General features: G+C 68.0%; 17 protein-coding genes and 2 pseudogenes. 13 read left to right on the top strand and 6 right to left on the bottom strand.

Translation table 11 applies throughout. The annotated features are described in order from the left end of the window. The first annotated feature begins 37 nt into the window (after window positions 1-37). Window positions 38-1,051, top strand: coding sequence for a DHH family phosphoesterase (locus tag DFI_RS05335; RefSeq protein WP_027462416.1), 1,014 nt, complete (start codon window positions 38-40; stop codon window positions 1,049-1,051). Here the strand turns inward: DFI_RS05335 and DFI_RS05330 are convergent. The 3 genes from DFI_RS05330 to DFI_RS05320 form a co-directional block, all read right to left on the bottom strand. After that, window positions 1,020-2,300, bottom strand: a complete 1,281-nt coding sequence (locus DFI_RS05330) for a serine hydrolase (RefSeq protein WP_081425782.1) — start codon at window positions 2,298-2,300, stop codon at window positions 1,020-1,022. The two genes, DFI_RS05335 and DFI_RS05330, sit on opposite strands and share 32 nt — an antisense overlap. After that, window positions 2,293-3,138, bottom strand: a complete 846-nt coding sequence (locus DFI_RS05325) for a DegV family protein (protein ID WP_027462415.1) — start codon at window positions 3,136-3,138, stop codon at window positions 2,293-2,295. The genes DFI_RS05330 and DFI_RS05325 overlap by 8 nt, the downstream gene beginning before the upstream one ends. Before the next feature lie 114 nt (window positions 3,139-3,252). Beyond that, window positions 3,253-6,450: a (Fe-S)-binding protein gene (locus DFI_RS05320; RefSeq protein WP_027462414.1), complete on the bottom strand. Its 3,198-nt coding sequence runs from the start codon at window positions 6,448-6,450 to the stop codon at window positions 3,253-3,255. Between the two features lie 324 nt (window positions 6,451-6,774). Here DFI_RS05320 and DFI_RS05315 point away from each other — a divergent pair, with 324 nt between their 5' ends. The 7 genes from DFI_RS05315 (at window position 6,775) to DFI_RS20570 (ending at window position 15,408) form a co-directional block, all read left to right on the top strand. Further along, window positions 6,775-7,755 (top strand): vWA domain-containing protein, encoded by a 981-nt coding sequence (locus DFI_RS05315; RefSeq protein WP_027462413.1) that lies wholly within the window; start codon window positions 6,775-6,777, stop codon window positions 7,753-7,755. Window positions 7,756-7,882: 127 nt separating this feature from the next. After that, on the top strand, window positions 7,883-8,905 hold the full coding sequence (locus DFI_RS05310; protein WP_027462412.1) for an ATP-binding protein: 1,023 nt from the start codon (window positions 7,883-7,885) through the stop codon (window positions 8,903-8,905). A 1-nt stretch (window position 8,906) separates the two neighbouring features. Further along, window positions 8,907-10,058, top strand: a complete 1,152-nt coding sequence (locus tag DFI_RS05305) for a vWA domain-containing protein (RefSeq protein WP_118375841.1) — start codon at window positions 8,907-8,909, stop codon at window positions 10,056-10,058. 60 nt (window positions 10,059-10,118) lie between these two features. Next, a complete protein-coding gene (locus DFI_RS05300; RefSeq protein WP_027462410.1) occupies window positions 10,119-11,513 on the top strand; it encodes a hypothetical protein in 1,395 nt (464 codons plus the stop codon). Window positions 11,514-11,590: 77 nt separating this feature from the next. Beyond that, window positions 11,591-12,673, top strand: a complete 1,083-nt coding sequence (gene bioB, locus DFI_RS05295) for a biotin synthase BioB (RefSeq protein WP_081425781.1) — start codon at window positions 11,591-11,593, stop codon at window positions 12,671-12,673. A gap of 7 nt (window positions 12,674-12,680) precedes the next feature. Further along, on the top strand, window positions 12,681-14,363 hold the full coding sequence (locus DFI_RS05290) for a bifunctional metallophosphatase/5'-nucleotidase (protein ID WP_027462409.1): 1,683 nt from the start codon (window positions 12,681-12,683) through the stop codon (window positions 14,361-14,363). 103 nt (window positions 14,364-14,466) lie between these two features. Then, entirely contained in the window at window positions 14,467-15,408 is a 942-nt protein-coding gene (locus DFI_RS20570; RefSeq protein ID WP_051307608.1) for an NUDIX domain-containing protein, read from the top strand. Here DFI_RS20570 and DFI_RS05280 read toward each other — a convergent pair. Then, a complete protein-coding gene (locus DFI_RS05280) occupies window positions 15,395-17,611 on the bottom strand; it encodes an ATP-dependent helicase (RefSeq protein WP_027462407.1) in 2,217 nt (738 codons plus the stop codon). The genes DFI_RS20570 and DFI_RS05280 overlap by 14 nt on opposite strands. A 148-nt stretch (window positions 17,612-17,759) precedes the next feature. Between DFI_RS05280 and DFI_RS05275 the strand changes: the two genes are divergently transcribed. The 5 genes and pseudogenes from DFI_RS05275 to DFI_RS05255 form a co-directional block, all read left to right on the top strand. Continuing rightward, window positions 17,760-18,059: a hypothetical protein gene (locus DFI_RS05275; protein WP_051307606.1), complete on the top strand. Its 300-nt coding sequence runs from the start codon at window positions 17,760-17,762 to the stop codon at window positions 18,057-18,059. Between the two features lie 47 nt (window positions 18,060-18,106). Continuing rightward, window positions 18,107-19,474 carry a cytochrome P450 gene (locus DFI_RS05270; RefSeq protein WP_027462406.1) on the top strand — a complete coding sequence of 456 codons (1,368 nt, stop codon included), beginning with the start codon at window positions 18,107-18,109 and terminating at the stop codon, window positions 19,472-19,474. 116 nt (window positions 19,475-19,590) lie between these two features. Next, window positions 19,591-19,878 (top strand): annotated as a pseudogene (locus tag DFI_RS05265) (IS4 family transposase); the annotation flags it as partial. Between the two features lie 79 nt (window positions 19,879-19,957). Beyond that, complete coding sequence (locus DFI_RS05260; RefSeq protein ID WP_118375840.1) at window positions 19,958-20,803, top strand: IS5 family transposase; 846 nt, start codon at window positions 19,958-19,960, stop codon at window positions 20,801-20,803. A gap of 17 nt (window positions 20,804-20,820) precedes the next feature. Beyond that, window positions 20,821-21,624 (top strand): annotated as a pseudogene (locus tag DFI_RS05255) (IS4 family transposase); the annotation flags it as partial. On the opposite strand, the gene DFI_RS05250 reads toward DFI_RS05255, so the two are convergent. After that, window positions 21,621-22,214 carry a DUF3885 domain-containing protein gene (locus tag DFI_RS05250; protein ID WP_027464263.1) on the bottom strand — a complete coding sequence of 198 codons (594 nt, stop codon included), beginning with the start codon at window positions 22,212-22,214 and terminating at the stop codon, window positions 21,621-21,623. The pseudogene DFI_RS05255 and the gene DFI_RS05250 sit on opposite strands and share 4 nt — an antisense overlap. A 176-nt stretch (window positions 22,215-22,390) precedes the next feature. Beyond that, window positions 22,391-23,470, bottom strand: coding sequence for a hypothetical protein (locus DFI_RS20120; protein WP_162899072.1), 1,080 nt, complete (start codon window positions 23,468-23,470; stop codon window positions 22,391-22,393). Between the last annotated feature and the right edge of the window lie 11 nt (window positions 23,471-23,481).

Genomic DNA, 23,481 nt, shown 5'->3' with positions numbered 1-23,481 from the left:
GCGGCACGTCCCACGCGGGCTCCTATACTCGGGGCACATGACGGCCGTGAACGACGACAGCCCCACTTACTCCCGGGACGTGCGCCACGTCGCCCGGCACCTCCTCGCCCACCCGGGCCCCATCGTGATTCTCACCCACGAGAACCCCGACGGGGACGCCGTGGGCAGCGTCCTCGGCCTGAGCCGCGCCCTGCGCAGCCTCGGGAAGACCACCCTGCCGGTCACCGCGCCGCCCCGCTACCTGCGCTTCCTCGCGCAGGAAGGCGAGCTGCTGCCCAGCCTGGACGCGTGGCCGGAGGGGGCACTGCTGGCCGTGCTGGACGTGGACAACAACGATCCGGTGCGGGTGGCGGGCGCGGACCTCGCGGCCTTCCATGGGGACGTCGTGAACGTGGACCACCACGGCACGAACGCCCGGCGCGCGACCGCCGGCGTGGTGGACCCCAGCAAACCGGCCGCGGCCATGATGGTCACGGACGTGATCCTGGCGATGGGCGTCACGCTCACCGAGGAGATCGCCACGCCGCTGATGCTGGGCCTGATCACCGACACCGGCAGTTTCCGCTTCGAGAGCGTCACGCCCGACGCCTTCGACTGCGCGTCGCAGCTGCGGGCCGCCGGGGCGCGGCTGGGCTGGCTGAACGACAACCTCGCGCAGAACCCGCACTCGTACTACCTGCTGATGCGGGAGATGCTGGGCAGCCTGGAATTCCTGCACGGCGGACAGGTGGTGCTCGCCCGCGTGGACGCCGAGATGCTGGAGCGCGCCGGGGCGACCTGGGAGGAAGTGGAGAGCTACGTGAGCCTGCTGCGCAACGCCGAGGGCAGCGTGCTGGCCGTGATGGTCAAGGACTACGGCGACCGCGTGAAGGTGTCTCTGCGCTCCCGCGGCGGCGTGAGTGCGCAGAACGTGGCCGTGCAGCTCGGCGGGGGCGGGCACGTCCCGGCCGCCGGAGCGACCGTAAGCGCCCCCTACGCCGTGGCCCGGCCGCAGCTGGACGCGGCGATCGCGGAGGAACTCAGTCGGGTGAGCCGGACCGAGCCGTCCTGAGCGGGGCCGGTGCCGGGCCGAGCACGCGGCGGATGCCGGCCGTGATCCACGCGAACGCCCGCCGGGTGTTCGGCATCGTGTAGGTCTGGTCCGCGCCGTGCTGCATGAAGGCGTACACGACGTGCCGGCCGTCGTCCGTGCGGACGTACCCGGTGTACGTCAGGAGCCGCCAGCCGTTGCCCCCCTTCCCGCCAAACGCCGCGACGCGGCCTTTCAGGGCGGCGTCGATGGGCGTGCGGCCGTACCCACGGGCCAGCACGTCCTGCTGCCAGGCCAGGGCCCGCGCGGACAGGCCCGGACGCAGGTACTCGTGCGTGAGCAGCGTGGCGAACTCGTACGGGGTGCTCACGTTCAGCGCTGCCAGGTCATCCTCCAGGCGGTGGCGCCGCTCGAAGTACTCGTCGAGTTTGCGCTGCAGGTAATCCGAGCGGTACGCCTGCGCGTCCCGGTCGATCAGGGCGGCCAGCCGCTCGCGGTCCGCGCCACGCGCCGCCGCCCAGCGGCCCGTGCCGTTGAAGGTCTGCGACAGGCCCGCCTGCGCCACCCACCAGTCCCGGGTGGGCAGGATCAGGCGGGTGCGGCACAGGCCCAGGTCATCCGCCAGCGCCTGCACGCGTTGCAGGCCCACGCGGCGGTGCAGGATGTCGGTGGCGGTGTTGTCGCTGAACTGGATCATGCGGCTGGACAGCTCGCGCACGCTGGTGCCGTCGTACGGGTAGTCCCCCAGGCTCTGGTTCTGGCGGGTCACGTCGAAGCGCTCGGTGGGCGAGAGGCGCCCGGCGTCGAATTCCTTGAGCACCGCCCACAGCACCGCCTGCTTGTACGTGCTCGCCAGCGGGAACACGCTGTCCGCGTTGGTGCCCACCGCGCGGCGCACGGCCAGCGTGGCCGGGTCCACCTCCGCCACCCACAGGCCCAGCCGGCCGCTGAGCGGGAAGGGCGGCGGCGGGGCCTTCTCCACTTCGGGGGCGGGCAGCAGGCAGCCGTCCGGGGCCAGGGTGCCGGGCGCGCCCACGGTGTCCCCGGCGGGCCGGGCGCTCACGGTGGCGGGCGCCGACGCGCCCGTCTCGGGCCGGCCACCCGCAGTGGAGGTCGCCGGCGTGCTGGCGATGCGGATGGCGGCCGCCACCGGCGCGCTCACCTGCCGCTCCGTGCCGACCGGGCCGGGGCGGCAGCCCGTCAGCAGCCCCGGCAGCAGGCAGGCGAGGGCCAGCGCGACCCTCGCCCGGGCGCGGGGCCGTTCAGGCATTCAGGGGTTCCATCACCACGCCGTACGTGCCGGGGCCGGCGTGCGTGGCGATCACCGTGCCGAACGCGTGGTCGCCCATGTCCTCGAAGTCCAGGCCGGCCAGCCCGGCGCGCAGTTCGTCCACGTTCGCCTGCCCGCCGTCGGTCCGCACGAACGCCAGCCGGCAGCGGCCGTGACCCACGATGTACTTGCGGGTGGCGTCCACGATGTCCTGAATGGCCTTTTTCTGCCCGCGGGCGCGGCCGCCGGACTCCACGCGGCCGTCCCGGACGATCAGGATCGGCTTGATGTTCAGCAGGCCGCCCAGCAGCGCCGCGCCGCCCCCGATGCGCCCGTTGAGCTTCAGGAATTCCAGCGTCTCCACGGTGAAGCGGATGCTGCCCAGCCCAGCCAGGCGATCGAGTTCCGCGACGATTTCCGGCACGGCCTTGCCTTCCTGCAAGCGCTGTGCGGCGCGGATCACGCGCAGGCCCAGACCCATGCTGACCGTGCGGGTGTCCACCACCGTTACGCGGTCCCCGAACTCCTGCGCGGCCAGCCGGGCGCTGCCGACCGTGCCGGACAGCTGCCCGCTGATGTGGATGCTCAGCACGTGATCGGCGGTTTCCAGCGCGCGGGCGTACACCTCGGTGAATTCCGCCGGGCTGGGCTGCGAGGTGCTGGGGGTCTTCTTCCCGGCTTTCAGGCCAGTGAAGAGGGCCTCGGGGGTGATCTCCAGGCCGTCCTTGTGCATCTTCCCGTCGAACAGGACGTACAGGGGAACGCTGGTGACGCCGTACTGGGCGCAAAGGGCGGGACTCAGGTCACTCGTGGAGTCCGTGACGACGGCAACACTCATGCGGTGAATCATACCGTGAACGGAACCTTAATCCCCGGCCCCTCCGGGAGATAAAAAAGCGGGAGCGGGGCAAGAGAGCACCCGTCTCCCCTGCCCCGCCCGGCACTGCTGAGTTCAGTCCTTCTTCTTGGGCACCCACTTCTTCCGGCCGCCGACGCCGGGCTCGCTGGTGGCCTGTTCGCCCTCCTCCAGCAGGTTCTCCCCGACCTGTTCCAGGTGCACGTGCTCGGTGATCGGTGCGGGCTCGGCCTGAGGGGCGGCCTCCACGGGCTCCACGGGCTGCGGGGGGGTCGTGGTGGCCTTCGGCGTCCATTTCTTCCGTTCGCCCGTGGCGGGGGCCACTTCTGTGGGCTCCGGGTTGATCGGGGCGGGCGCCATGGGCTCCACCGGTTCGGGCTGAGGAGAGGCCACGATCACGTCGGCGGCCGGTGCGGCCACTTTCGGCGCCCACTTCTTCCGTTCCCCGGGGGCTGCGGTGGCCGGGCTGGCGGCGGCTTCGGCGGGCGAGGCCGCGGGCGTGGGTGTGAGCTCTTCAGCACCTTCCTTCGCGGGGGCAGCCCGGGGCTTCCAGGCTTTCCGGCCGCTGGCCTCCGCGCCCTCGGTCGGGGTGGGCTCGGCCACGGGAGGCGTGACGGGGGCGGGGTTCACGTCATCACTGCCGGCCTTCGGCTTCCATGCCTTGCGGGCAGGAGCGGCGTCCGTGGGCACCGCGGGCGTCTCCGTGATGTCCGTTCCGGTCGGGGCAGCCTGCACGTCGTCGGTGGCGGCGCGGGGCTTCCAGCTCTTGCGGGCGGGCGCTTCGGGGGCCGGTGCGGCTTCCGGGGTGGGGGCCTGCACCACGTCGTCCCGCTGGGGCTGCGCCGCGCCCGGCTTCCAGGCCTTGCGGGTGCCGGTGGCGGGGGCCGCGTCGTCGCCGGTCACCGTGTCTTTGGGCTTCCAGGCTTTGCGCGCCGTGACTTCCTCGGGGTGCGCGGCCTGCGGTTCGGGGTGGGTGCCGTCGCTGCCGCGGGGGCTGCCGGGCTGGTGGTTGATGAAGTCCGCGTTCGTCTCGCCGGCGACGGGCGTGCCGCTGGCGGGGTGCGCGCCGGTGCGGTGCATGGGTGTCAGGGCGTTGGGGGCGCTGGCGACTTCCGGCTGGTGGATGGGGCTGACGTCCGGCAGGGGGCCGGTGGGGGTCAGGTGGGTGCCGGTGGCGCGTTCCACGCTTTCCAGGAGCAGTTCGGCGACGTCCTTGACGATGATGTCGTCCCGGCCGGCTTTCTCCGGGGTGCTGTTCATCATGGATTTGCAGAAGGGGCAGCCGACCGCGACGACCTTCTCCGGCTGGCCTGCCTCGTACGCGCGGGCGTTCGCGGCGGCGGTGTCCAGGCGGGCCTGGAGTTCCCGGAAGCGGTTGTCGCTGACGCGTTCGCGGCCTTCTTCCTCCTCCTTCCAGAACTGGGCGCCGCCGGCGCCGCAGCAGAAGCTGTTCTCGCGTTCACGTTCCAGCTTCAGAACCTCGCCGGCCATGCGGGTGATCAGCGTGCGGGGGGCGTCGTACACGCCGTTGTGCCGGCCCAGGTAGCAGGGGTCGTGGTACGTGACGTCCGCGTGCAGTTCGGCGGTGGGGAGTTTCCCGAGCCGCACGAGTTCCTCGAGGTACTCGGTGTGGTGGATGGTGCGGTAGTCACCGCCGAGCTGCCGGTACTCGTTGCCGATGGCGTTCATGCAGTGCGGGCAGGTGGCGACGATCAGCTTGGGCGCGACGGTGTTCAGCGTCTCGACGTTCTCCGCGGCGAGCTGCTGGTACAGAAATTCGTTCCCGGCGCGGCGGGCGCTGTCGCCGGTGCAGGCTTCCTTCTTGCCCAGCACGGCGTAGTTCACGCCGGCCCTGTCGAGCAGCTGCACGAAGCTGCGCGCGACCTTCTGCGCACCCGGGTCGTAACTGGCGGCGCAGCCCACCCAGTAGATGACGTCCGGTTCCGGGTTCTCGTCGATGGTGGGGACCCGCAGGCCCTCGGCCCATTCCATGCGCTTGTCGCGGCTGATGCCCCAGGGGTTGCTGGCGCGTTCCATGCCGCGGAAGGCGGTCTGGAGCTGCGGGGGGAACTCGCCGGCGACCATCACCTGGTGGCGGCGGATGTCGATGATGTCGAGCATCTGCTCGTCCTGCACCGGGCAGACCTGCATGCACGCGCCGCAGGTGGTGCAGGCCCACACGCTTTCCTCGTTGATGGCGTATTCCAGCAGGGGGCGGTCGGTGGGGGCGCCGGCCTCGAACGGCACGGGTTTCAGCGTGAACGGCGTGTGCTGAGCGGCGATCACGTTCAGTTCCATGCGCTTGTTGATTTCCAGCGCGGCGGGCGACAGGGCCTTGCCGGTGGCGTTGGCCGGGCAGACGTCCTGGCAGCGGTTGCACTGGATGCAGGCGTAGGCGTCCAGCAGCCGGGGCCATTCCAGGTCCTCCAGTTTCTCCACGCCCAGCTTGGGTTCTTCCTGCTCCATCGCCTCGGCGAGGCCCTTCATGGGGGGAATCACGCCGCTGCCCACGGGGCGTTTCAGGGCGTAGTTCACGGGCGCCATGAAGATGTGGATGTGCTTGCTGAAGGGGAAGTACGCCAGGAATGCCAGGATGCTGCCCAGCGCGCCCCAGAACCCGAAGAGCCGCAGGCCCTGGATGGCGCCCTCGCTCAGGTTGCCGAAGGCGGCGCTGCCCAGCAGGGTGCTGAAGGGCTGCAGCCAGTCGTACTGTCCGCTGTGCAGCCGGGCTTCCTCGACCATCTTGGCGGCGTTGCCGAGGATGCGGCTGCCGACGTGGAACAGGATGAAGCTGGAGACGATCAGGCTGTCGCGCTTGATGTACCCGCGTTCCACGGCGGGATGCAGCAGGGTCTTCTCGGTGAAGCGGAAGTCGCGGCGGGAACGGCCCCAGATTCTGCGGTACAGCAGGCCCAGCACACCCACCAGCACGCCGAAGCTGAGCAGGTCCGCCAGGAAGTTGTACACGGCCCCGAGGGGGTTGGCGGAGCTGATGCTGAAGTGCAGGTAGCCTTCCAGGCCGTCGATGACGTTCACGAGCAGGTAGTACGTGAAGCCGTAGAAGATGAAGCTGTGCAGGACGCTGATCCACGGGCGGCGCCGGAAGGTGCGTTCCTGCGTGAGACTGGTCCACAGGGCGTAGCCGATGCGCTGCGGGGCATCATTCCAGCGCCATTCGCTGGCGGCCGCGCCGCGCCGGATGCGCAGGTACAGGCGGTAGAAGCCGTACAGGCCGATGCCGCCCGCAACCAGGGCGAAGATCAGGAACAGGATTTTATGCGTCAGGGGCAGCACGGGGGGTGTCCTCCGGGGATGATGTGGGGTGGGGCCCACAGCAGGAAATTGAACCGAGTCCAGGTATCGGGCTGAGTATAGAGGCACGGCAGGCGACGCACGGTAATCAGAGGGCCGAAATCAACACCCTGAGGGTATACCGGCCGTCCCATCCCCGGCCCGCACGGCAGAAGCGCGTGTCACCACTAGCAGTAAACCTATGAGCACCCTCTCCTTGCCCTGGCCGGGCAAACTGGCGTGCCACCACCATCCCTCAAATGTATGCTGGGCACTCCGGGTGTTAGGTTTTTCCCTTCCGCCATCTCGCATTCCCTGGAGGCTGCCATGAAGAATTCCGTCCTGCTCGCGCCCCTGACCCTCGCCCTCGCCCTGGTGGCCTGCACCGGACCCCAGGCCCCCCAGCCGCCCGCCGGGCCCACCCCCGCCAAGGCCAGCGTGAACGGGTACGTGGTAAACGCCGACCAGAGCGTGAACCTGAACGTCAGCGCACTGGACAGCCAGGACACTGTGCTCACCAGCGGCACCATCAGCGACATCACCGTGACGGACGCTGCGCTCGCCCAGGGCCAGCTGGGCCTCCAGGCGGCGCCGGCCGTCACCGCCAGCAAGTGCGGCGACATCACCAGCGTCAGCGGGGACTTCAGGGCCGGCATCCTCCTCGACGCCAGCGGCTCCATGGCCGACAACGACCCGGAGAAGAAACGCGCCGAGGCCGCCAAGCTGTTTATCGAGCGGCTCAGCGGCACAGCCGCCGCTGCTGTCACTTCTTTCAGCGGGTACGATGCCACCAGCCCCTACACGGAACTGACCGTGCACCAGGACTTCACCACCGACAAGGGTGCCCTGAAAGCGGCCGTGGATGAGGCCGCGGTGGCCGGAGGCGGCACGCCTCTGTGGGAAGCCACCCAGGAACTCGTGCAGTTCGTGAGCACCAAGACCGGCAACCGCGTCGGCGTGGTCCTCACGGACGGCGCCGCCAACGGCACGGACAACCTTGCGCCCGCCATTGCCGCCGCGAAGGCCGCCGGGATGCGCCTGTTCATGATCGGCCTGGGCTCACCCGACGACCTGGACACCGCGGACATGCAGCAGGCCGCGCAGCAGACCGGCGGCACGTACGCCCTGGCGAACGACGCGGCCGCCCTGAACACCGCGTTCGGCGGGGTGTTCAACGCGACGCAGGGCGCCGGGTGCATCAAGCTTGTGGTGCAGCCTGCGCCCATCGCCGGGCAGATCCTGAGCGGCAAGGTGAACTTCAAGGTGAACGGCGCGGCGCTCAGCGCGCCCTTCAGCGTCCAGTACTGAACACCCGCCCAGCAGGCCCGGTTCACCTCGTGGTGGGCCGGGCCTCTGCGCATGAGGGTCCCCTCAACCCGGCTTCACACCGCACCCCGCGCTTGCCCCGGCCGGTCAAACGCCCTAGCGTGAGGGGGTGAGCCTGACCCCCGCCGAACTGCAAACGTACCTGAGCGCCCTGATCACCGGGAACCTGAAGCTCTCCACCATGATCTGGGGCCCGCCCGGCGTGGGCAAAAGCAGCATCGTGCAGCAGATCGCGCAGAAGCACGGCCTGGAGTTCGTGGACGTGCGCCTCTCCCAGCTCGCCCCCACCGACCTGCGCGGCCTGCCCGTACCCGAAGCGGACGGGCAGGGCAGCGGCGTGAGCAAGTGGTACCCGCCCGAGTTCCTGCCGCGCGGCGGGCACGGCATCCTGTTCCTGGATGAGGTGAACATGGCCCCACCCACCATGCAGGGCATGGCGCAGCAGCTGATCCTGGACCGCCGGGTCGGCAGTTACGAACTGCCTGAAGGCTGGTTCGTGTGGGCGGCCGGGAACCGCAAGGAGGACCGCGCCAGCGTGTTCGACATGCCCGCGCCGCTGGCCAACCGCTTCCTGCACCTCACTACCCGCGCCGACTTCGACTCCTGGCGCAATTACGCGCTGGGCCGCGGCCTGCACGAGCACGTCATCGCGTTCCTGACCTTCCGCCCGGAACTGCTGCACCGCCTGGACGCCACGCAGCCCGCCTGGCCCAGCCCCCGCGCCTGGGAGATGGCCTCCCGCCTGCACCGCGCCGGCCTGGACACTGCGCCCGCCATCGGAGAGGCCGCCGGCGCGGAATTCAGCGCGTTCGTGCGCCTGTACGAGCAGCTTCCGGATCTGGGCCTGGTGCTGGAAGGCCAGGGCACCGGCCTGCGCCTCCCGGACGAACCCAGCGTCCGCTACGCCGCCGTGGTGGGCCTCGCCGCCCGCGCGAACACCGCCGACGAGGCCTACCACGCCTTCACGTGGCTGGCCGACGCCGGCGGCCCCGAGTGGCTGCAGCTGTACGTCGCCACGCTGGTCAGCAAGTTCCAGGCCATCGGGCAGCTCGGGGAACTCGCCGGGCTGATCGGCCGCGACGCCCGCCTCGCGGACCTCGTGCAGGGCACGCTCGCCATGACCGAGGTCTGAGGTGACCGGTCCCTCTGACGGCACGGAAGGGCCGGGGCAGCTGACGCCCACGCAGTTCCAGGGCCTGATCAGCGGCGCCCGGCTGCGGCTGCGCAGCAAGTCCGCGTTCTTCGCCACGCTGCTCCTGCACGCCGAGTTCGTGCCGTCCCGCGAGGTCGCGGCCGCCGGCACGGACGGCGAACGCGTGTACGTGAACCCGGAAGTCGCCGCCAGCCTCCCCCGCGACGTGCTGGACGGCCTGCTGCTGCACGAGGTCCTGCACGCCGCCCTGTCGCACCCGCAGCGGCGCGGCCCGCGCGAGAAGAAACGCTGGAACAAGGCCGCCGACCTGATCGTGAACGGCATGGTGGACGCCGCCGGCCTTCCCACGCCCCCCAACTCCCGCCGCGACGAGCACCTGGAAAAACTCAGTGTGGAGGAGGTGTACACCGCCATCGAGGCCGAAGGGGACGGCGACGGGGACGAGGGTGACGACCTGTTGGACGGCCCGCCCAGCGACGCGCCCGGCAAACCGGGCAAACCCGGCGGAAGCGCTCAGCGCCAGTGGCAGCAGGCCATGGCCCAGGCCCGCAGCGTGGACGCCATGAGCGGCGGTCAGGGCCACGACCCCCTCGGCGCACACCGCGAGTTGCAGCGCCTCGCCCCTGCCCGGCTGGACTGGCGCGCGCACCTGTGGCGTTTCCTGGCCCGCACGCCCGTGGACTTCGGCGGTTTCGACCGCCGCTTCGTGGGCCGCGGCCTGTACCTGGAAGCGCTGGACGACGAGTCCATCACCGCCCTGATCGCCGTGGACACCAGCGGCAGCGTGGACGACGACGCCGTGCGCGCCCTGGTCGGCGAGGTCCAGGGCGTGCTCGGCGCATACCCGCACGTGAAGGCCGTGCTGTACTACGCCGACACCGAAGCCTACGGCCCCTACGACCTGCGCCCCGGGGACGCCATTCCCGACCCCGTGGGAGGCGGCGGCACCGACTTCCGCCCCGTCTTCGCGCTCGTGGACGAACACGAACCGGACGTCATCCTCTACCTCACCGACGGGTACGGCGACTTCCCCGAGCAGGCGCCCCGCCCGCCCACCCTGTGGGTCGTGCCACCTGGCGGCCTGGAAGACGAAGGCTTCCCCTTCGGCGAAGTGCTCCGGCTGGAGGAATAAGGGAGATGCCCGTTTCCCGCCGTGGGGCCGTGTCCTGCCCTGATCTGCGAGAATCCCGGGGTGACGTTTTCTGATCTGGACCCTCGTTCGTTGACGGCGTTGGGCGTGGAGGGGGCGCTGGAGGCGGCGGGCAGTGCGCGGGCGACGGCGGAGCTGCTGTCGGGCCTGAGTGCGCATCCGGACGTGCGGGTGCGCGCAGCAGTGGCGCGGCACCCCAACAGCCCGGTGGAGGTGCTGTCAGCGCTGGCAGCGGCGTACCCGGCGGAGGTGCTGGGGAATCCGGGGTTGCCGCTGATGCGGCTGGCGCGGCCGAACCTGCTGGGCGTGTTTCCGGCGGAGGGCATGATCGCGCTGTTGTCGCAGCCGGGCGTGCCGGGGTGGGTGCTGGACGGGGCGCTGCGGCACGACGATTTTCAGGTGCGCACGGCGCTGGCGGGGCACCCGGACCTGTCGGCGGAGCGCGTGGCGGCGCTGGCGGCGGATGCCGGGTGGCAGATCCGGGAGGCGGTGGCGAAGCGGCCGGCCCTGCCGGCGGCGCTGGTCCGGCAGCTGGCCGGGGATGACGATTACGACGTGCGCAAGGCCGTGGCGGCGCGGGAGGACCTGCCGGGCGAGCTGCTGCGGACGTTCGTCCGGGACAGTCACGGGATGGTGCGGGCGAGTGTGGCGCGGCGGCTGGACCTGCCGCTGGACTGCCTCCTGACCCTGGCGGCGGATGAGGACGTGGACGTGCTGGGCACGCTGGCGCGGCGGGTGGATCTGCCGCGGAGCGTGCGGGAGTGGCTGTCCACGCACGAGCTGGACAGCGTGCGGGCTTCGGCGTTGCAGGGGTGGAGGGTGCGGCCGGAGTGGCTGGTGCGGGCGGAGCGGGATGCGGAGCCGGAGGTGCGGGCGGCGCTGGCGCGCCGGCCGGACGCGGCGCCGGAGATTCTGGTGCGGCTGGCGCATGACGAGTCGGAGTCGGTGCGGCGGGCGCTGCTGGAGCGCAGTGATCTGCCGGACGGGGCGGTGCTGGCGCTGGCGGCGTCGCCGGAGGCCGACATCCGGCTGCACATTGCGAGCGCGGAGGGAATTTCGGGTGCGGTGATGGACGCATTGCTGGAGGACCCGGACGCGAACATCCGCACCGTGCTGGCGGTCCGGCCGGACGTGGGCGAGGCGCGGCTGCTGCGGCTGGCGGGGGACACGAACGCGGAGGTGCGGCGGGCAGTGGCGTACGCGGAGCAGCCGGGCGCGGAGGTCCTGGTGCGGGTGGCGCGGGACGGGAACGCGGGGGTGCGGCGGGCGGCGGCCATTCACCCGGCGCTGCCGGCGGCGCTGGTGGAGGTCCTGGCGGGCGACCCGGATGAGGGGGTGCGGCTGGCGGTGGCGGGCCGGGCGGACCTGCCGGAGGACGTGCGCGCGCGCCTTCAGGCGGATGTGGATGCCAGCGTGCGGGAGGAGGCCGGCAGCTGAGGCCGGTGACCAGTGGAGCGGGACGGGGCGGGGTCCGCCTCGCGCTCGTTCAGCGATTCCCTTAATCTGCTGAACGAATGACGTCTTCCCTCCTTGATCTCGATGCCCTGACCGCCCGCGTGCTGCGCGGCGACCCCCTCACCCCCGCCGAGGGCCTGGCGGTCCTGAACGTACCGGACACCGACACGCTGAAGCTCGTGGACGCCGCGTGGCGCGTGCGGCGTGAGACGTTCGGGGACACCGTGAAGGTGAACGTCCTGCTGAACGCGAAAAGCGGGCTGTGCGCCGAGGACTGCACGTACTGCTCGCAGGCGAAGGGCGCGGATACTGGCATTCCCCGTTACCGGGTGCGCACCCCGGAGGAGATGCTCGCGGACGCCCGGCGGGCCGAGGCGGCGGGCGCGCAGCGGTACTGCATCGTGCTGTCCGGGCGCGGCGGCACCTGGGGCGAGGTGCGGCAGGTCGCGGAGGCCACGCGCCAGATCAAGGCGAACACGGGCCTGGAAGTGTGCGCCTGCATGGGCCTGCTGCTGGGGGAGGACGGGCAGCGCAAGGCCCAGGCCCTGAGAGAGGCGGGGGTGGACGCCTACAACCACAACCTGAACACCCACGAGGACCATTACGCGGACATCTGCTCCACGCACACGTACGCAAACCGGGTGGAGACCCTGACGCACGCCGCGGCGGCCGGCATGAGCACCTGCTCGGGGGTGATCGTGGGCCTGGGGGAAACGCCGGAGCAGATCGTGGACCTTGCCCTGACGCTGCGGGCCCGCCGCGCGGACTCCATTCCGGTGAACTTCCTGATGCCCATCGCCGGCGCGGCACTGGACGGCGCGCAGACCACCGCGCACTTCACGCCGTGGTGGTGCCTGCGGGTGCTGGCGCTGTTTCGCCTGACGAACCCGCGCGCGGAACTGCGGGCCTCGGCCGGGCGGGAACTACACCTGCGCAGCCTGCAACCGCTGGCGCTGCTGATCGCCAACTCGATCTTCCTGGGCAACTACCTGACGGAGGAGGGACAGGCCGCGCAGGCCGACTGGACGATGCTGGCCGACCTGGGCCTGCGTCCGGCGACGGGGGCGGCCGCGCAGGCAGTTCCGGACCGGGCGCCCCCCGCCGGGGGAGACATCCGCCTGACCCTGGACTGCGTACAATGAGGCCCGCATGAAAAGAAATCTGACCCTGATCGGCCTGGCCCTCAGCCTCGCCAGCTGCACCAGCCTCACCGGTTCCGGCATCGAGGAAGTGACGGTCATCGGCCTGAACGACTTCCACGGCAACCTGGAGGCCACCACCTTCGCGGGCGTGATGATTCCCGACCCGAACGATCCCACCAAGCAGGTGCGCCTGACCACGGGCGGCGTGGAGGTCATCGGCGGCTACCTGGACACCGAACGCGCGAAGAGCCCCAACCTGGCGTTCGTGGGGGCCGGGGACCTGATCGGCGCGTCCCCCATCACCAGCAGCCTGCTGCGGGACGAGCCCAGCGTGATCGCGCTGAGCAAGCTGGGCATGAAGGCCAGCAGCCTCGGCAACCACGAGTTCGACCAGGGCCTCAAGGAGCTGCTGCGCATGCAGAACGGCGGCTGCGACAGCAACGACATGGCCAAGGCCTGCAAGTTCGAGAACCCGTACCCCGGCGCCGGCTTCCAGTGGCTGGGCGCGAACGTGGTGGACAAGGCCAGCGGCCAGCCCGTCTTCAAGCCGTACCTGATCCAGCAGGTCGGCGCGGCGAAGATCGCGTTCATCGGCGCCGTCACGAAGACCACACCCACCATCGTCAGCCCGGACGGCGTGTCCACCCTGGCCTTCCTGGACGAGGCGAGCAGCGTGAACAAGTACGTGCCTGAACTGAAGGCCAAGGGCGTGGACGCGATCATCATGCTGATCCACGAGGGCGGCACCAGCAAGGACGGCTTCGACAAGCCCGCCTGCGGCACCCTGACCGGCCCCATCGCCGACATCGTGAACAAACTCGACCCGCGCGTGGACGCCGTGATCAGCGGCCACACCCACCAGGGGTACAACTGCGTCGTGAACGGCCGCACCGTCATTCAGGGGGACTTCTACGGGCACCTGCTGCAGCGCCTGGACATGACCGTGGACACCCGCTGGCACAAGGTCACCAGCATCCGCGCCGCGAACGTCGTGATGGACACCCGCAGCACGCCCAAGAACGCCGAGATGACCGCCCTGGTCACGCGCGCCAAGACCCTCACGGACGCCGTGAAGAGCCAGCCGGTCGGCACGCTGGCCACCGCCAGCATCCTGCGCGCCGCGAACCCTGCCGGCGAGAGCGCCCTGGGTGACGTGATCGCCGACTCGCAGCTGGCCGCCACCGCCGACCGCGGCGCGCTGATCGCGTTCATGAACCCCGGCGGCATCCGCGCGGACCTGAACGCGACGGGCGGCGGCACCACCGCCACCTTCGGCGACCTGTTTGCCGTGCAGCCCTTCGGGAACACGCTGGCCGTGATGGACCTGACCGGCGCGCAGATCAAGGAGCTGCTGGAGCAGCAGTTCGACAACCCCAACCCCGGCAGCAACCGCATCCTGCAGGTCAGCAAGGGCTTCACGTACAGCTACGACAGCACCGCGCCCAAGGGCAGCAAGGTGGACCCGGCCAGCATCAAGCTGAACGGCGTGACCCTGGACCCCGCCAAGACGTACCGCGTGACCATGAACTCCTTCCTGGCGACCGGCGGGGACAACTTCGTGGCGTTCAAGAGCGGCGTGAACGTGCTGCAGCTCCCGAACCTGGTGGACGTGGACGCCTTCCTGGCGTACGTGAAAGTTAACCCGAACCTGGCGGGCGGCGCGCAGGACCGCATCATCAAGAGCAAGTAAGCCCGCCTCGGCGCGCGGACGGCCCCGGGGTTCCGGGGCCGTTTTTGCTGCGCTGCGTCAATTGGCGGATGTGACGCGCGGCGCGGTCCGGAACACTGGCGCGGTGGGTGATCTGAGGCTGCTGGTAAACGACGCGGTGTTCGCGGTCCGCGCGGTGCTGCTGTGCCAGAGGAACGGCCGGGTGCTGGTGGAGGCCGGGGATTATCCCTTCCGGAACCTGCCGGGCGGCGCCCTGCGCACCGGGGAGACGCTGGCGCGGGGCGCGGCCCGCGAGTGGCAGGAGGAGACGGGCCTGCCCGCCGGACCGCTGGCCCTGGCGGGCCTCGTGGAGAATTTCTTCACCCTGAAGGGCCGGCGCTGGCACGAGTTGGGCGTCTACTACCACGTCCCTGCCCCAGACGCCCTGCCGGTGACGGCCTTCCGCGTGGCGGACCAGGCCGCCAACCACCTGGAGTGGACCGATCCGCATGCGGAGAGCGGGACGCCCATCTACCCCACGGCGGCCCTGCCCCTGCTGGGTGTGCCGGAGGGCGAGTTCCGGCACGTCATTCACCACGAGGGCGCCAGTGTGCCCGGGCCGGACCTGCGGCTGGACGTGCACGGGACGGAGGTGCAGGTGCGCGTCCACCTGCTCTGCGTGCAGGACGGGCACCTCCTCACGAACACGGTGCCGGGGTCCGGCTTCTGGTTTCTGCCGGGCGGGTCCGTGCAGCTGCACGAGGACAGCCGCAGTGCCGCCCACCGCGAGTTTTTCGAGGAGACGGGCGTGCCGGCCGCCTCGGCGCGGCTGGTCGGCCTGATCGAGGGCTTCGATCCTGGCCGGGGCCGCCAGCAGCTGGGCCTGTGTTACCTCGTTGAGGCAACCGGGCCGCTGCCAAGCGAGGGCAGCCGCGTGCGGGACGCCGGGCAGCTGGCGTTCCAGTGGGTGCCGCTGGCCGATCTGGAGGCCCGCCCCGTTCATCCGCGCGGACTGAGCGGCCTGCTGGATATGCCAGCCGGTCGCGTGGGGCACCTCATGGAGGAGTGGCCGGTCAGACCGGGCTGAGGTTGGCGAACTTCACGATGAGTTTCTTCGTGCCGGCCGACGCGAAGTGCACCGTGACCTCCTGCTTCTCGCCGGTGCCGGCCACAGCGAGCACCTGCCCTTCCCCGAACTTGGGGTGCCGGACCCGCTCGCCGCCGCGGTAGGCCATGCCGGCGGTGAGCGGGCTGGTGTTCTTCACGGCGCTGGGGGCGGGCGCGGCGGGGCGGTACTGCTTCCAGGATTTCGCGCGGTAGTCGATGACCTGCCCGTAGGGGTCCACGGTGTCGAAGCCGCCCTCGATCTCCTCCAGGAAGCGGCTGTCCTCGGCGGCGTTGGTCTTGCCGTACTGCATGCGGTTCTCGGCCGCGGTCAGGAACAGGCGCTCCATGGCGCGGGTGATGCCCACGTAGAACAGCCGCCGTTCCTCCTCGATGCCGCCCGCCTCGACGAGCGCGCCGCGGCTCGGCAGCAGGCCCTCTTCCGTCCCGACGATGAACACCACGGGAAATTCCAGGCCCTTGGCGTTGTGCAGGGTCATCAGCGTGACGGCTTCCTCAGGGGCGCCCTTGTTCTCCGTCTTGGTGCGCATGTCGTCCACGCTGGACAGCAGGGCGGCGTCGTCCAGGAAGTCCTGGATGGTGCCGTCGTTGTCCTGCGCCCATTCCTCGGCGGCGTTGATGAGTTCGTCCAGGTTCTCCATGCGCATCTGCCCTTCCGGGCCTTCCTGCCGCAGGAGGTCGAGGTAGCCGCTGTTCTCGATCAGCAGGCGCAGGAACGCGCCCGGGGGGTAGGCGTCGGCGGCGTCGGCGAAGCCCTGCATCAGGTGCGCGAAGTCCACGGCCTTCTGCGCGCCGCGGTCCAGGATGCCGCGCTCGGCGGCGTTCGCGCAGGCGGTGAGCAGGCTCGCGCCGCTTTGCTGCGCCCATTCCATGAGTTTCTGCAGGGCGGTGTCCCCGATGCCGCGCTTGGGCCGGCCGATGATGCGGCGCAGGGCCACGTCGTCGGTGGGGTTGATGGCCAGCCGGGCGTAGGCGAGGATGTCGCGGATCTCGCGCCGGTCGTAGAAGCCCACGCCGCCCACGATCTTCGCAGGAATCTGCACGCGGCGCAGGGACTCCTCGATCACGCGGGACTGCGCGTTCGTGCGGTACAGGATCGCCATGTCGTTCCAGCTGCGGCCGTCGTGGTGCAGCCGCGTGAGCCACTCGGCGACGAAGTCCCCCTCGGCGCGGTGGTCGGTGGCGCGGTGGAACACGACCGGGTGGCCTTCCCCCTTCACGGCCTTGAGGGTCTTGTCGAGGCGCTCGGTGTTGTTCTCGATGAGGCGGTTGGCGAGGTCCAGCACGCGGGCACTGGAGCGGTAGTTGTGCTCCAGCATGTACACCTTGCTGTCCGGGTAGTCCTTCTGGAAGTCCAGGATGTTCTGGATATCCGCGCCGCGGAAGCGGTAGATGCTCTGGTCCGGGTCGCCCACGACGAGCAGGTTGCGGTCGCGGCTGGCGAGCAGGCGGGTGAGTTCGTACTGGGCCTTGTTGGTGTCCTGGTACTCGTCCACGTGAATGAACCGGGCGCGGTTCTGCACGGCGTTCAGGACGGCGGGCACCTCGTGGAAGAGCCGCACGGTCTCGGTGATCAGGTCCCCGAAGTCGATGGCGTTCTGCGCTTTCTTGCGGGCCTCGTAGCGGCGGTACGCCTCGGCGGCGGCGTCGCGGGGCAGGCCGCTGATGTACGGCTCGTGGCTGCGGTCCAGGTCGCCGGGCGTCAGCAGGTTGCTCTTGGCGCGGTCGATGATGCCGCGCAGCACGCGGGGGGTGGTGTCCGGGCCGATGCCGGGAATGCCGCCCATGATCTCCTTGAGGATGTCCTGCTGGTCGTCGTCGTCGTAGATCACGAAGCCGCGCCGGAGTCCGATGTGCTCGCCGTACGCCCGCAGGATGCGCACGCCGGCCGAGTGGAAGGTGCTCATCCACAGCTTGTCCGCGCCGGGCACGAGGTGGCTGGCGCGTTCGCGCATCTCGGCGGCGGCCTTGTTCGTGAAGGTCACGGCGAGGATCTCGCCGGGGTTCACGCCGTAGTGCGCGATCAGGTGCGCGATGCGGTAGATCAGCGTGCGGGTCTTGCCGCTGCCCGCCCCGGCGATCACCAGGGCGGGGCCCGTGTAGTGGTCGGCGGCCTGCGCCTGGGTGGGGTTGAGTTGCGAGAGGAGGTCCGGCCCGGGAGTCACCTGAGAAGTGTAGCAGGCGCGGGTATGTCCGGCATGAAGTGAGGGACTGTGGTTACGCCTAGGACGATATGAAGACCCAGGCGCTCCGTTGACGGCCGGCTGACACGCCCTTGAGGCCCGGCTGACCGGCCAGGGGCAGGCTGTCCGAATGCAGACGAACCTTCCCACCCCTGCGTCTTTCCCGTCCGCTCTGCCGATCATGCTGCGCGATGCCCTGAACGCCTTTCGGGCCACCCGGCCCGGCCAGACCGGCCTGGACCGCTTCGAGGCGTTCCTGGGCGCGCCCGCGCCGCTGCTGGGGTTCACGCCCCTGACCGGCGAGGCGTGGCTGCGGTCCCTCGACGACGCCGAGCGCGAGGCGAGCCGGGCCGAACTGGCGGCCTTCCGGGCGTTCCTGCGGGATCACGGGTGGCTGGACGCCGCGCGGCCCGTGAACGTGCCGGACTGACCCGGAGAATGCGATCATTGCGGGACGCAACTGCCCTAGCATGAAGCATGGCCCTCCCGTCCTCCCGAACGCTCCCCGTCGTTCCCGGCCGCCCTCTCATCGGGAACCTCCCGGACCTGATGACGCCGCGCCTGCGGCCCTTCCTGACCCGGCATTACCGGACGTACGGGCCGGTCTTTCAGGTGAGCGCCCTGGGCCAGCGGTTCACGGCGCTGGCCGGCCCGGAGGCGAACCTCTTCACCATGAAAGAAGGCCATCAGGTCCTGCGCTCCGAGGAAGCGTGGCGGCCCAACGACCTGGAAATGGGCGTCCGGCAGTCGCTGATCAGCGTGGACGGCGAGGTGCACCGCCACTACCGCCGCGTCGAGGGCCCGTCCTACGCCCGGTCGGCGTTCGTGGCGGGCCTGCCGCGCGCCCTGAGCGTGGCCGCGGAGGACCTCGCGCCCTTCCGCGCCGGGGACACGCTGCCGGTCGCGGAGTGGAGCAAGAACGTGATCACCGAGCAGCTCGCGCGGCTGGTCGTGAACGGCACCGCCCGGCCCTACATGGCGGACATGCTGCGCTTCGTGCAGACGGCCCTGATGGTCACCGTGACCCGGCAGCAGCCGCGGGCGATGCTCGCCCTCCCGGGGTACCGCCGCAGCAAGGCCGCGATCTCCCGCATGGTGGACGGACTGATCGACGCGCACCGCCGCACCCCGCCCGCCGAGGCCGGCCGCGAGCCGGACCTGGTGGACAGCGTGCTGGCCGCCACGCAGGAACGCCCAGACCTGTGGAGTCCGGCCGACCAGCGCATGGCCGTAATGGGCGCGTTCATCGCCGGGATGGATACGGCGGCGAACAGCCTGGCATTCATCCTGTACCGCATGCACCGGCACCCGGAGTACCTGCCGGCCCTGCGGGCCGAGGCGGACACGCTGTTCCGGGAGGGCCCCCCAGACGCCGAGGCGCTGGGCCGCAGCCCCCTGCTGCACCGCTTCGTGATGGAAACGCTGCGCCTGCACCCCATCGCGCCGGCGCTGACCCGCACCCTGACGCAGGACGTGACGTTCGCCGGGCATGACCTGAGGGCCGGCACGACCGTGATCATCGGCACGACCGTCTCGCACGGCCTGGAGCGGTTCTACCCGGACCCGGAGCGGTTCGACCCGGACCGCTTCACCCGGGAGCGCGCCGAGCACCGCCAGCCGGGCGCGTACGCGCCGTTCGGGGTGGGGGCGCACACCTGCGCCGGCAGCGGCATGGCCGAGGGCCTGATGATGCTGAACGCCGCGGCGCTGCTCAGAACGCTGGACCTGTCCCTGGACCCCGCGTACCGCCTGCGGGAGGTGGCGCGGCCCACCCCCAGCCCGGACCGCCGGCTGGCGCTGCGCGTGGAGGGCGTGCGGCACGACGCGGTGAGCCTGCTCGCCTGAAGAAGGCAAAAATGAAGGAACCCCGCCGGAGCGGGGTTTTCTTGGTGGGCGGTATCTGACTACTCTTCAAAACGGGTATGGGGTAGGGGAAATTTGTCTTGTACGGTGTTTCTGCGATGAAACCACCCAGGAGCCGACCCCCTCACGAGAGCTTGCAAATCGCGTTGCGGTCTGCCTTTCCCATCGATGCCCGCCGTCTGGTGGTCTTCACGGCCCTCGTTCTGGCGGTGATTCAAGCGCGAACCGTCGTGCTGTACAGCCTGAAGACGCATGTTCAGCTGCCGGGCACGGTCGCTGCCCGATATCAACGCCTGGTCCGCTTTGTGCAGTTTTCCTTTCCAGACAGTCTCTTTCCCCGCTTCGCGCTGTCGTTCCTCCCGGATGGTCCCGTGGATCTCATCCTAAAGTGCGTCTGAAAACCGTGCTGGTGCGTATTTTTTCTGCGTGAACGAGAGCGCACGATGAGGCGGAGGTGGTGCGCACATGACCCGGCCTGCGTACCCAAACGATCTCACGGATGCCGAGTGGAACGTCCTTCGTCCGCTTCTCCCTCCCGAGGCCCCTGTCGGCCGCCCCCGGAAGTGGTCGCTGCGGGAGATCCTGGACGGCATTTTCTATCTGTTGCGCGGCGGCATTGCCTGGCGAGCAATGCCCCATGACTTTCCCCCCTGGCAGACGATTTATCACTACCACCGTGTCTGGCGGCTGCAGGGCGTGTGGGAGGCTGTGCACACGACCCTGCGGGAGTGGGTTCGACTCCGGGAAGGCCGGGAGGCGACGCCCAGCGCCGCGATCATCGACAGCCAATCGGTGAAAACGACCGAGGCTGGTGGACCCCGCGGATATGACGGAGGCAAGAAAGTCAGTGGCCGCAAGCGTCACCTGCTCGTCGACACGCTGGGGCTAGTGATGGCCATCAAGGTGCATGAAGCGGACATCCAGGACCGCACCGGTGCGGTCCTGCTCCTGCGCGATCTGCTCAATGTGTTTCCTCGCATGGGGCATCTGTGGGCGGATGCGGGCTACACCGGAAAGCTCGCTGAGGACATCAAGACGCACCTGGGCTGGACGATGGAAATCGTCAAACATCCCTGGTCCGGCTGGCAGGGCACCTGGGCGCCAAAAGACGCACCTCCACGGGTCGTGGAGGTGCCGAAAGGGTTCGTGGTGCTGAAACGCCGCTGGGTGGTGGAGCGGACGTTTGCGTGGTTGGGCAAGTCCAGGCGGATGGCCAAAGATGACGAGGCACTGGTCGAGACCGCCGAGAACCTGGTGTACGAGGTCATGATTCGGTTGATGGTCCGCCGTCTGGCCAAAGGCCCACCCTGACGGTTTTCAGACGCACTTTAGATCGGACAAATTGGAGACTCGGTCAGCAGGACGTAAACATCCTGCTGCTCTCCGCTGTGTGGAACGGGTTCAGCCTGCCCCTGATGTGGACCCTGCTCCCACACGGTGGTGCCAGTGACTCCCGGGTCCGGGAATCACTCGTAGATCGCTTCCTGACGCTGTGCCCGGGTCGGCCAATCCGGTGCCTCCTCGCGGATCGCGAATTCATTGGGCGACACTGGTTCGGGTTCCTCGACCAACACGGCATCGCGCCCTGTATTCGACTCCCAGCACGCGCCACCATCGGGAAACACTGCCTCCCGGTCTGGGCCGTGTTCAAGAACCTCCAGGCGGGTGAGATCAGGGTCTGGCGCCGCCAGACCCTGATCTACGGCGTGTCCCTTCGGGTGGCCGCGACGAAGAACGCCGCTGGAGAGACGCTGTACCTGGCGTACCGGGGGCACGTGGGACCGAACCTTCGACGGTATGCGCGACGCTGGCAAGCGGAAAACCTGCATGCCGCACTGAAGACCAGGGGTTTCAATTTGGAGGACACGGGACTGACCCGCGCAGAGCGGGTGTCCACGCTGCTGACGGTGGTCAGCATGGCGTTCATCTGGGCGGCTGTAACCGGGGAAGTCTTGGCTGCCTGTACCAATGTCCAGATCAAAAGTCACGGACACCGCGCGGTGTCCGTGTTTCGAATGGGCCTGGACCATCTACAGGATCTTTTGCTGCATCCCTCCCCAGCCTCTTGGAGCACTCTGACTGCACGCATCTCCAATTTGGACCGGTCTCCGGGTCTAGGTCTTGAGTCCTAGGAGAAAAAGCCTTCCATGCGTTCGTGATCATAGGCCAGCCGCCAAGCCTGAAATTCGCGATACAGCATCGCGATCCGCTCAGTGTTCGGCCCAATCACATCCATGCCGCGATCGTCGTACGGATGCACCAGGATCCCGTGGTCCAGGTCTGCGAGGTACAACGCGCCGTCCAACCGGGGCCGCACGCCGACTTCTCGAGCCAGGACACCCCAAAGCAAGCGAGGGACGGCCTCCACATCCATTTCGAACGCCATCAGGAGGCGTGCTGGATTGCCCGCGTCATCGCTCGGCCACAGGACAGATTCCCGCTTCCGAGGAATCGCTACGCCGCATGAGCGTGCACTTCGAGAAAGCTGCGTCTGTGCGGTCCGCTCGTTGATGACATACGTCGCGAGGACGACGGTGACCCGTTCCGTGCGCTCAAAGGCCCGAGACGCGATCAGTCGTGCCCGGTCATAGGCCTGCGAGAATCGATCTACAACCGTTTCGCCGCCTGCCAGCTCAAAGCGAAGCGCTGGCTCGTGATGGTAGAACACGGCGTGTCCTACGGCGGCGGGGCCGAACACGTCAAAGACACGACTCAACAACATTTGGTCTCAGTGTACCGGTGCCCGTCGCCAACGGTTTTGAAGAGTGGTGAGCCTCAGGCCACTTTTCGCATAGCCCTCTTGGCAGGTCCTTCGACTGGCTCACTGCTCTTTCTTATTTACTACCCTCTTTATATTTACATTGCTTGCCGAATTTTACAATTTATCTTAATTTATTATCACCGATATTTATTACTGTAATGCAAATTTTTATATGATCTACCATCTGTACTACAGGCCACAAACATGGCGATATAGAAAATAGTTGCGGAGGAGGGCTGATATATTGTACCATTAGCAAAAATTGAGTTAATTAGAAATATAGAATAAGCAGCGAAAAGCGTTAGATAGAATCTCTCCTTGGTCCTTAAATATTTTCGCAATATTATAAAGGCGAAGGAAATAATCAAAATATTTATGAGCACACCAATTAGCCAGCCGAATACCGTAATACTTTCAGCATATTGATTGTGCGCCATAATCGCAAGTGAATCAGCTTCCGGGACTAATGCGGTTGAGGCCATTCCGAATCCAGCACCAGTGAGATATACAGCATTAGTGCCTAAGCCACTTAATTTATTGTAATTGTCCAGTGGCAGTTTGGTTAGTCGATCGAATGCCGATTCGCGAAAGGAGTAGTCATAATTTATAATACGCTCGTTTCCAACTGATACTCCAAAACTTGTTAGGACAGCATTTACCCGGTTAGATATTTGATCAACGGAGGAATATAATGCGATGAATGAACCGCAAACTAAGATAAGTGTTATTATAGTCTTGGAAATACTCTTTATGTTGAGAAGAATTAGGATAGTAAGGGCTATGCCGATATTAGCAATCGCGGCTTTCGAAAGCGATATCACTGCACAAACCACAATTATGCTCAGCCAGATATATTGATATTTCACTGTTTTTTGAGACAGCGTCATATACGACCCAACTATAACTCCTATTGATGTTAAACTTCCAATAAGAGAGGAGAATCTGACAAAGCCAGCTCTCTCTGCTTCGGCAGGGAACCATGGTATTGGTCCGGTTAAAAACTGTAATGGTAGGCTAAGCGAAGCGATGGCAAAAAAGATTACAGCATAACCGGAGAAATGCTTTACATCATTTATGTTATTTGTGTATGCATAAAGAGCAAGGAGTATGGGAAAGGCGAATAGGATTCGTACTAGGCCGTATATGCCGCCTTGCAAGGAAATAAATTGCACTGATATAAAAAAACCATAAATCATTGCCAATATCCAAAAGATCATCAACAGAAGTC

Origin of the sequence: Deinococcus ficus (genome assembly GCF_003444775.1) — a bacterium.
Taxonomy (GTDB): Bacteria; Deinococcota; Deinococci; order Deinococcales; family Deinococcaceae; genus Deinococcus; species Deinococcus ficus.
This window is presented reverse-complemented; position numbering and strand designations above follow the sequence as displayed.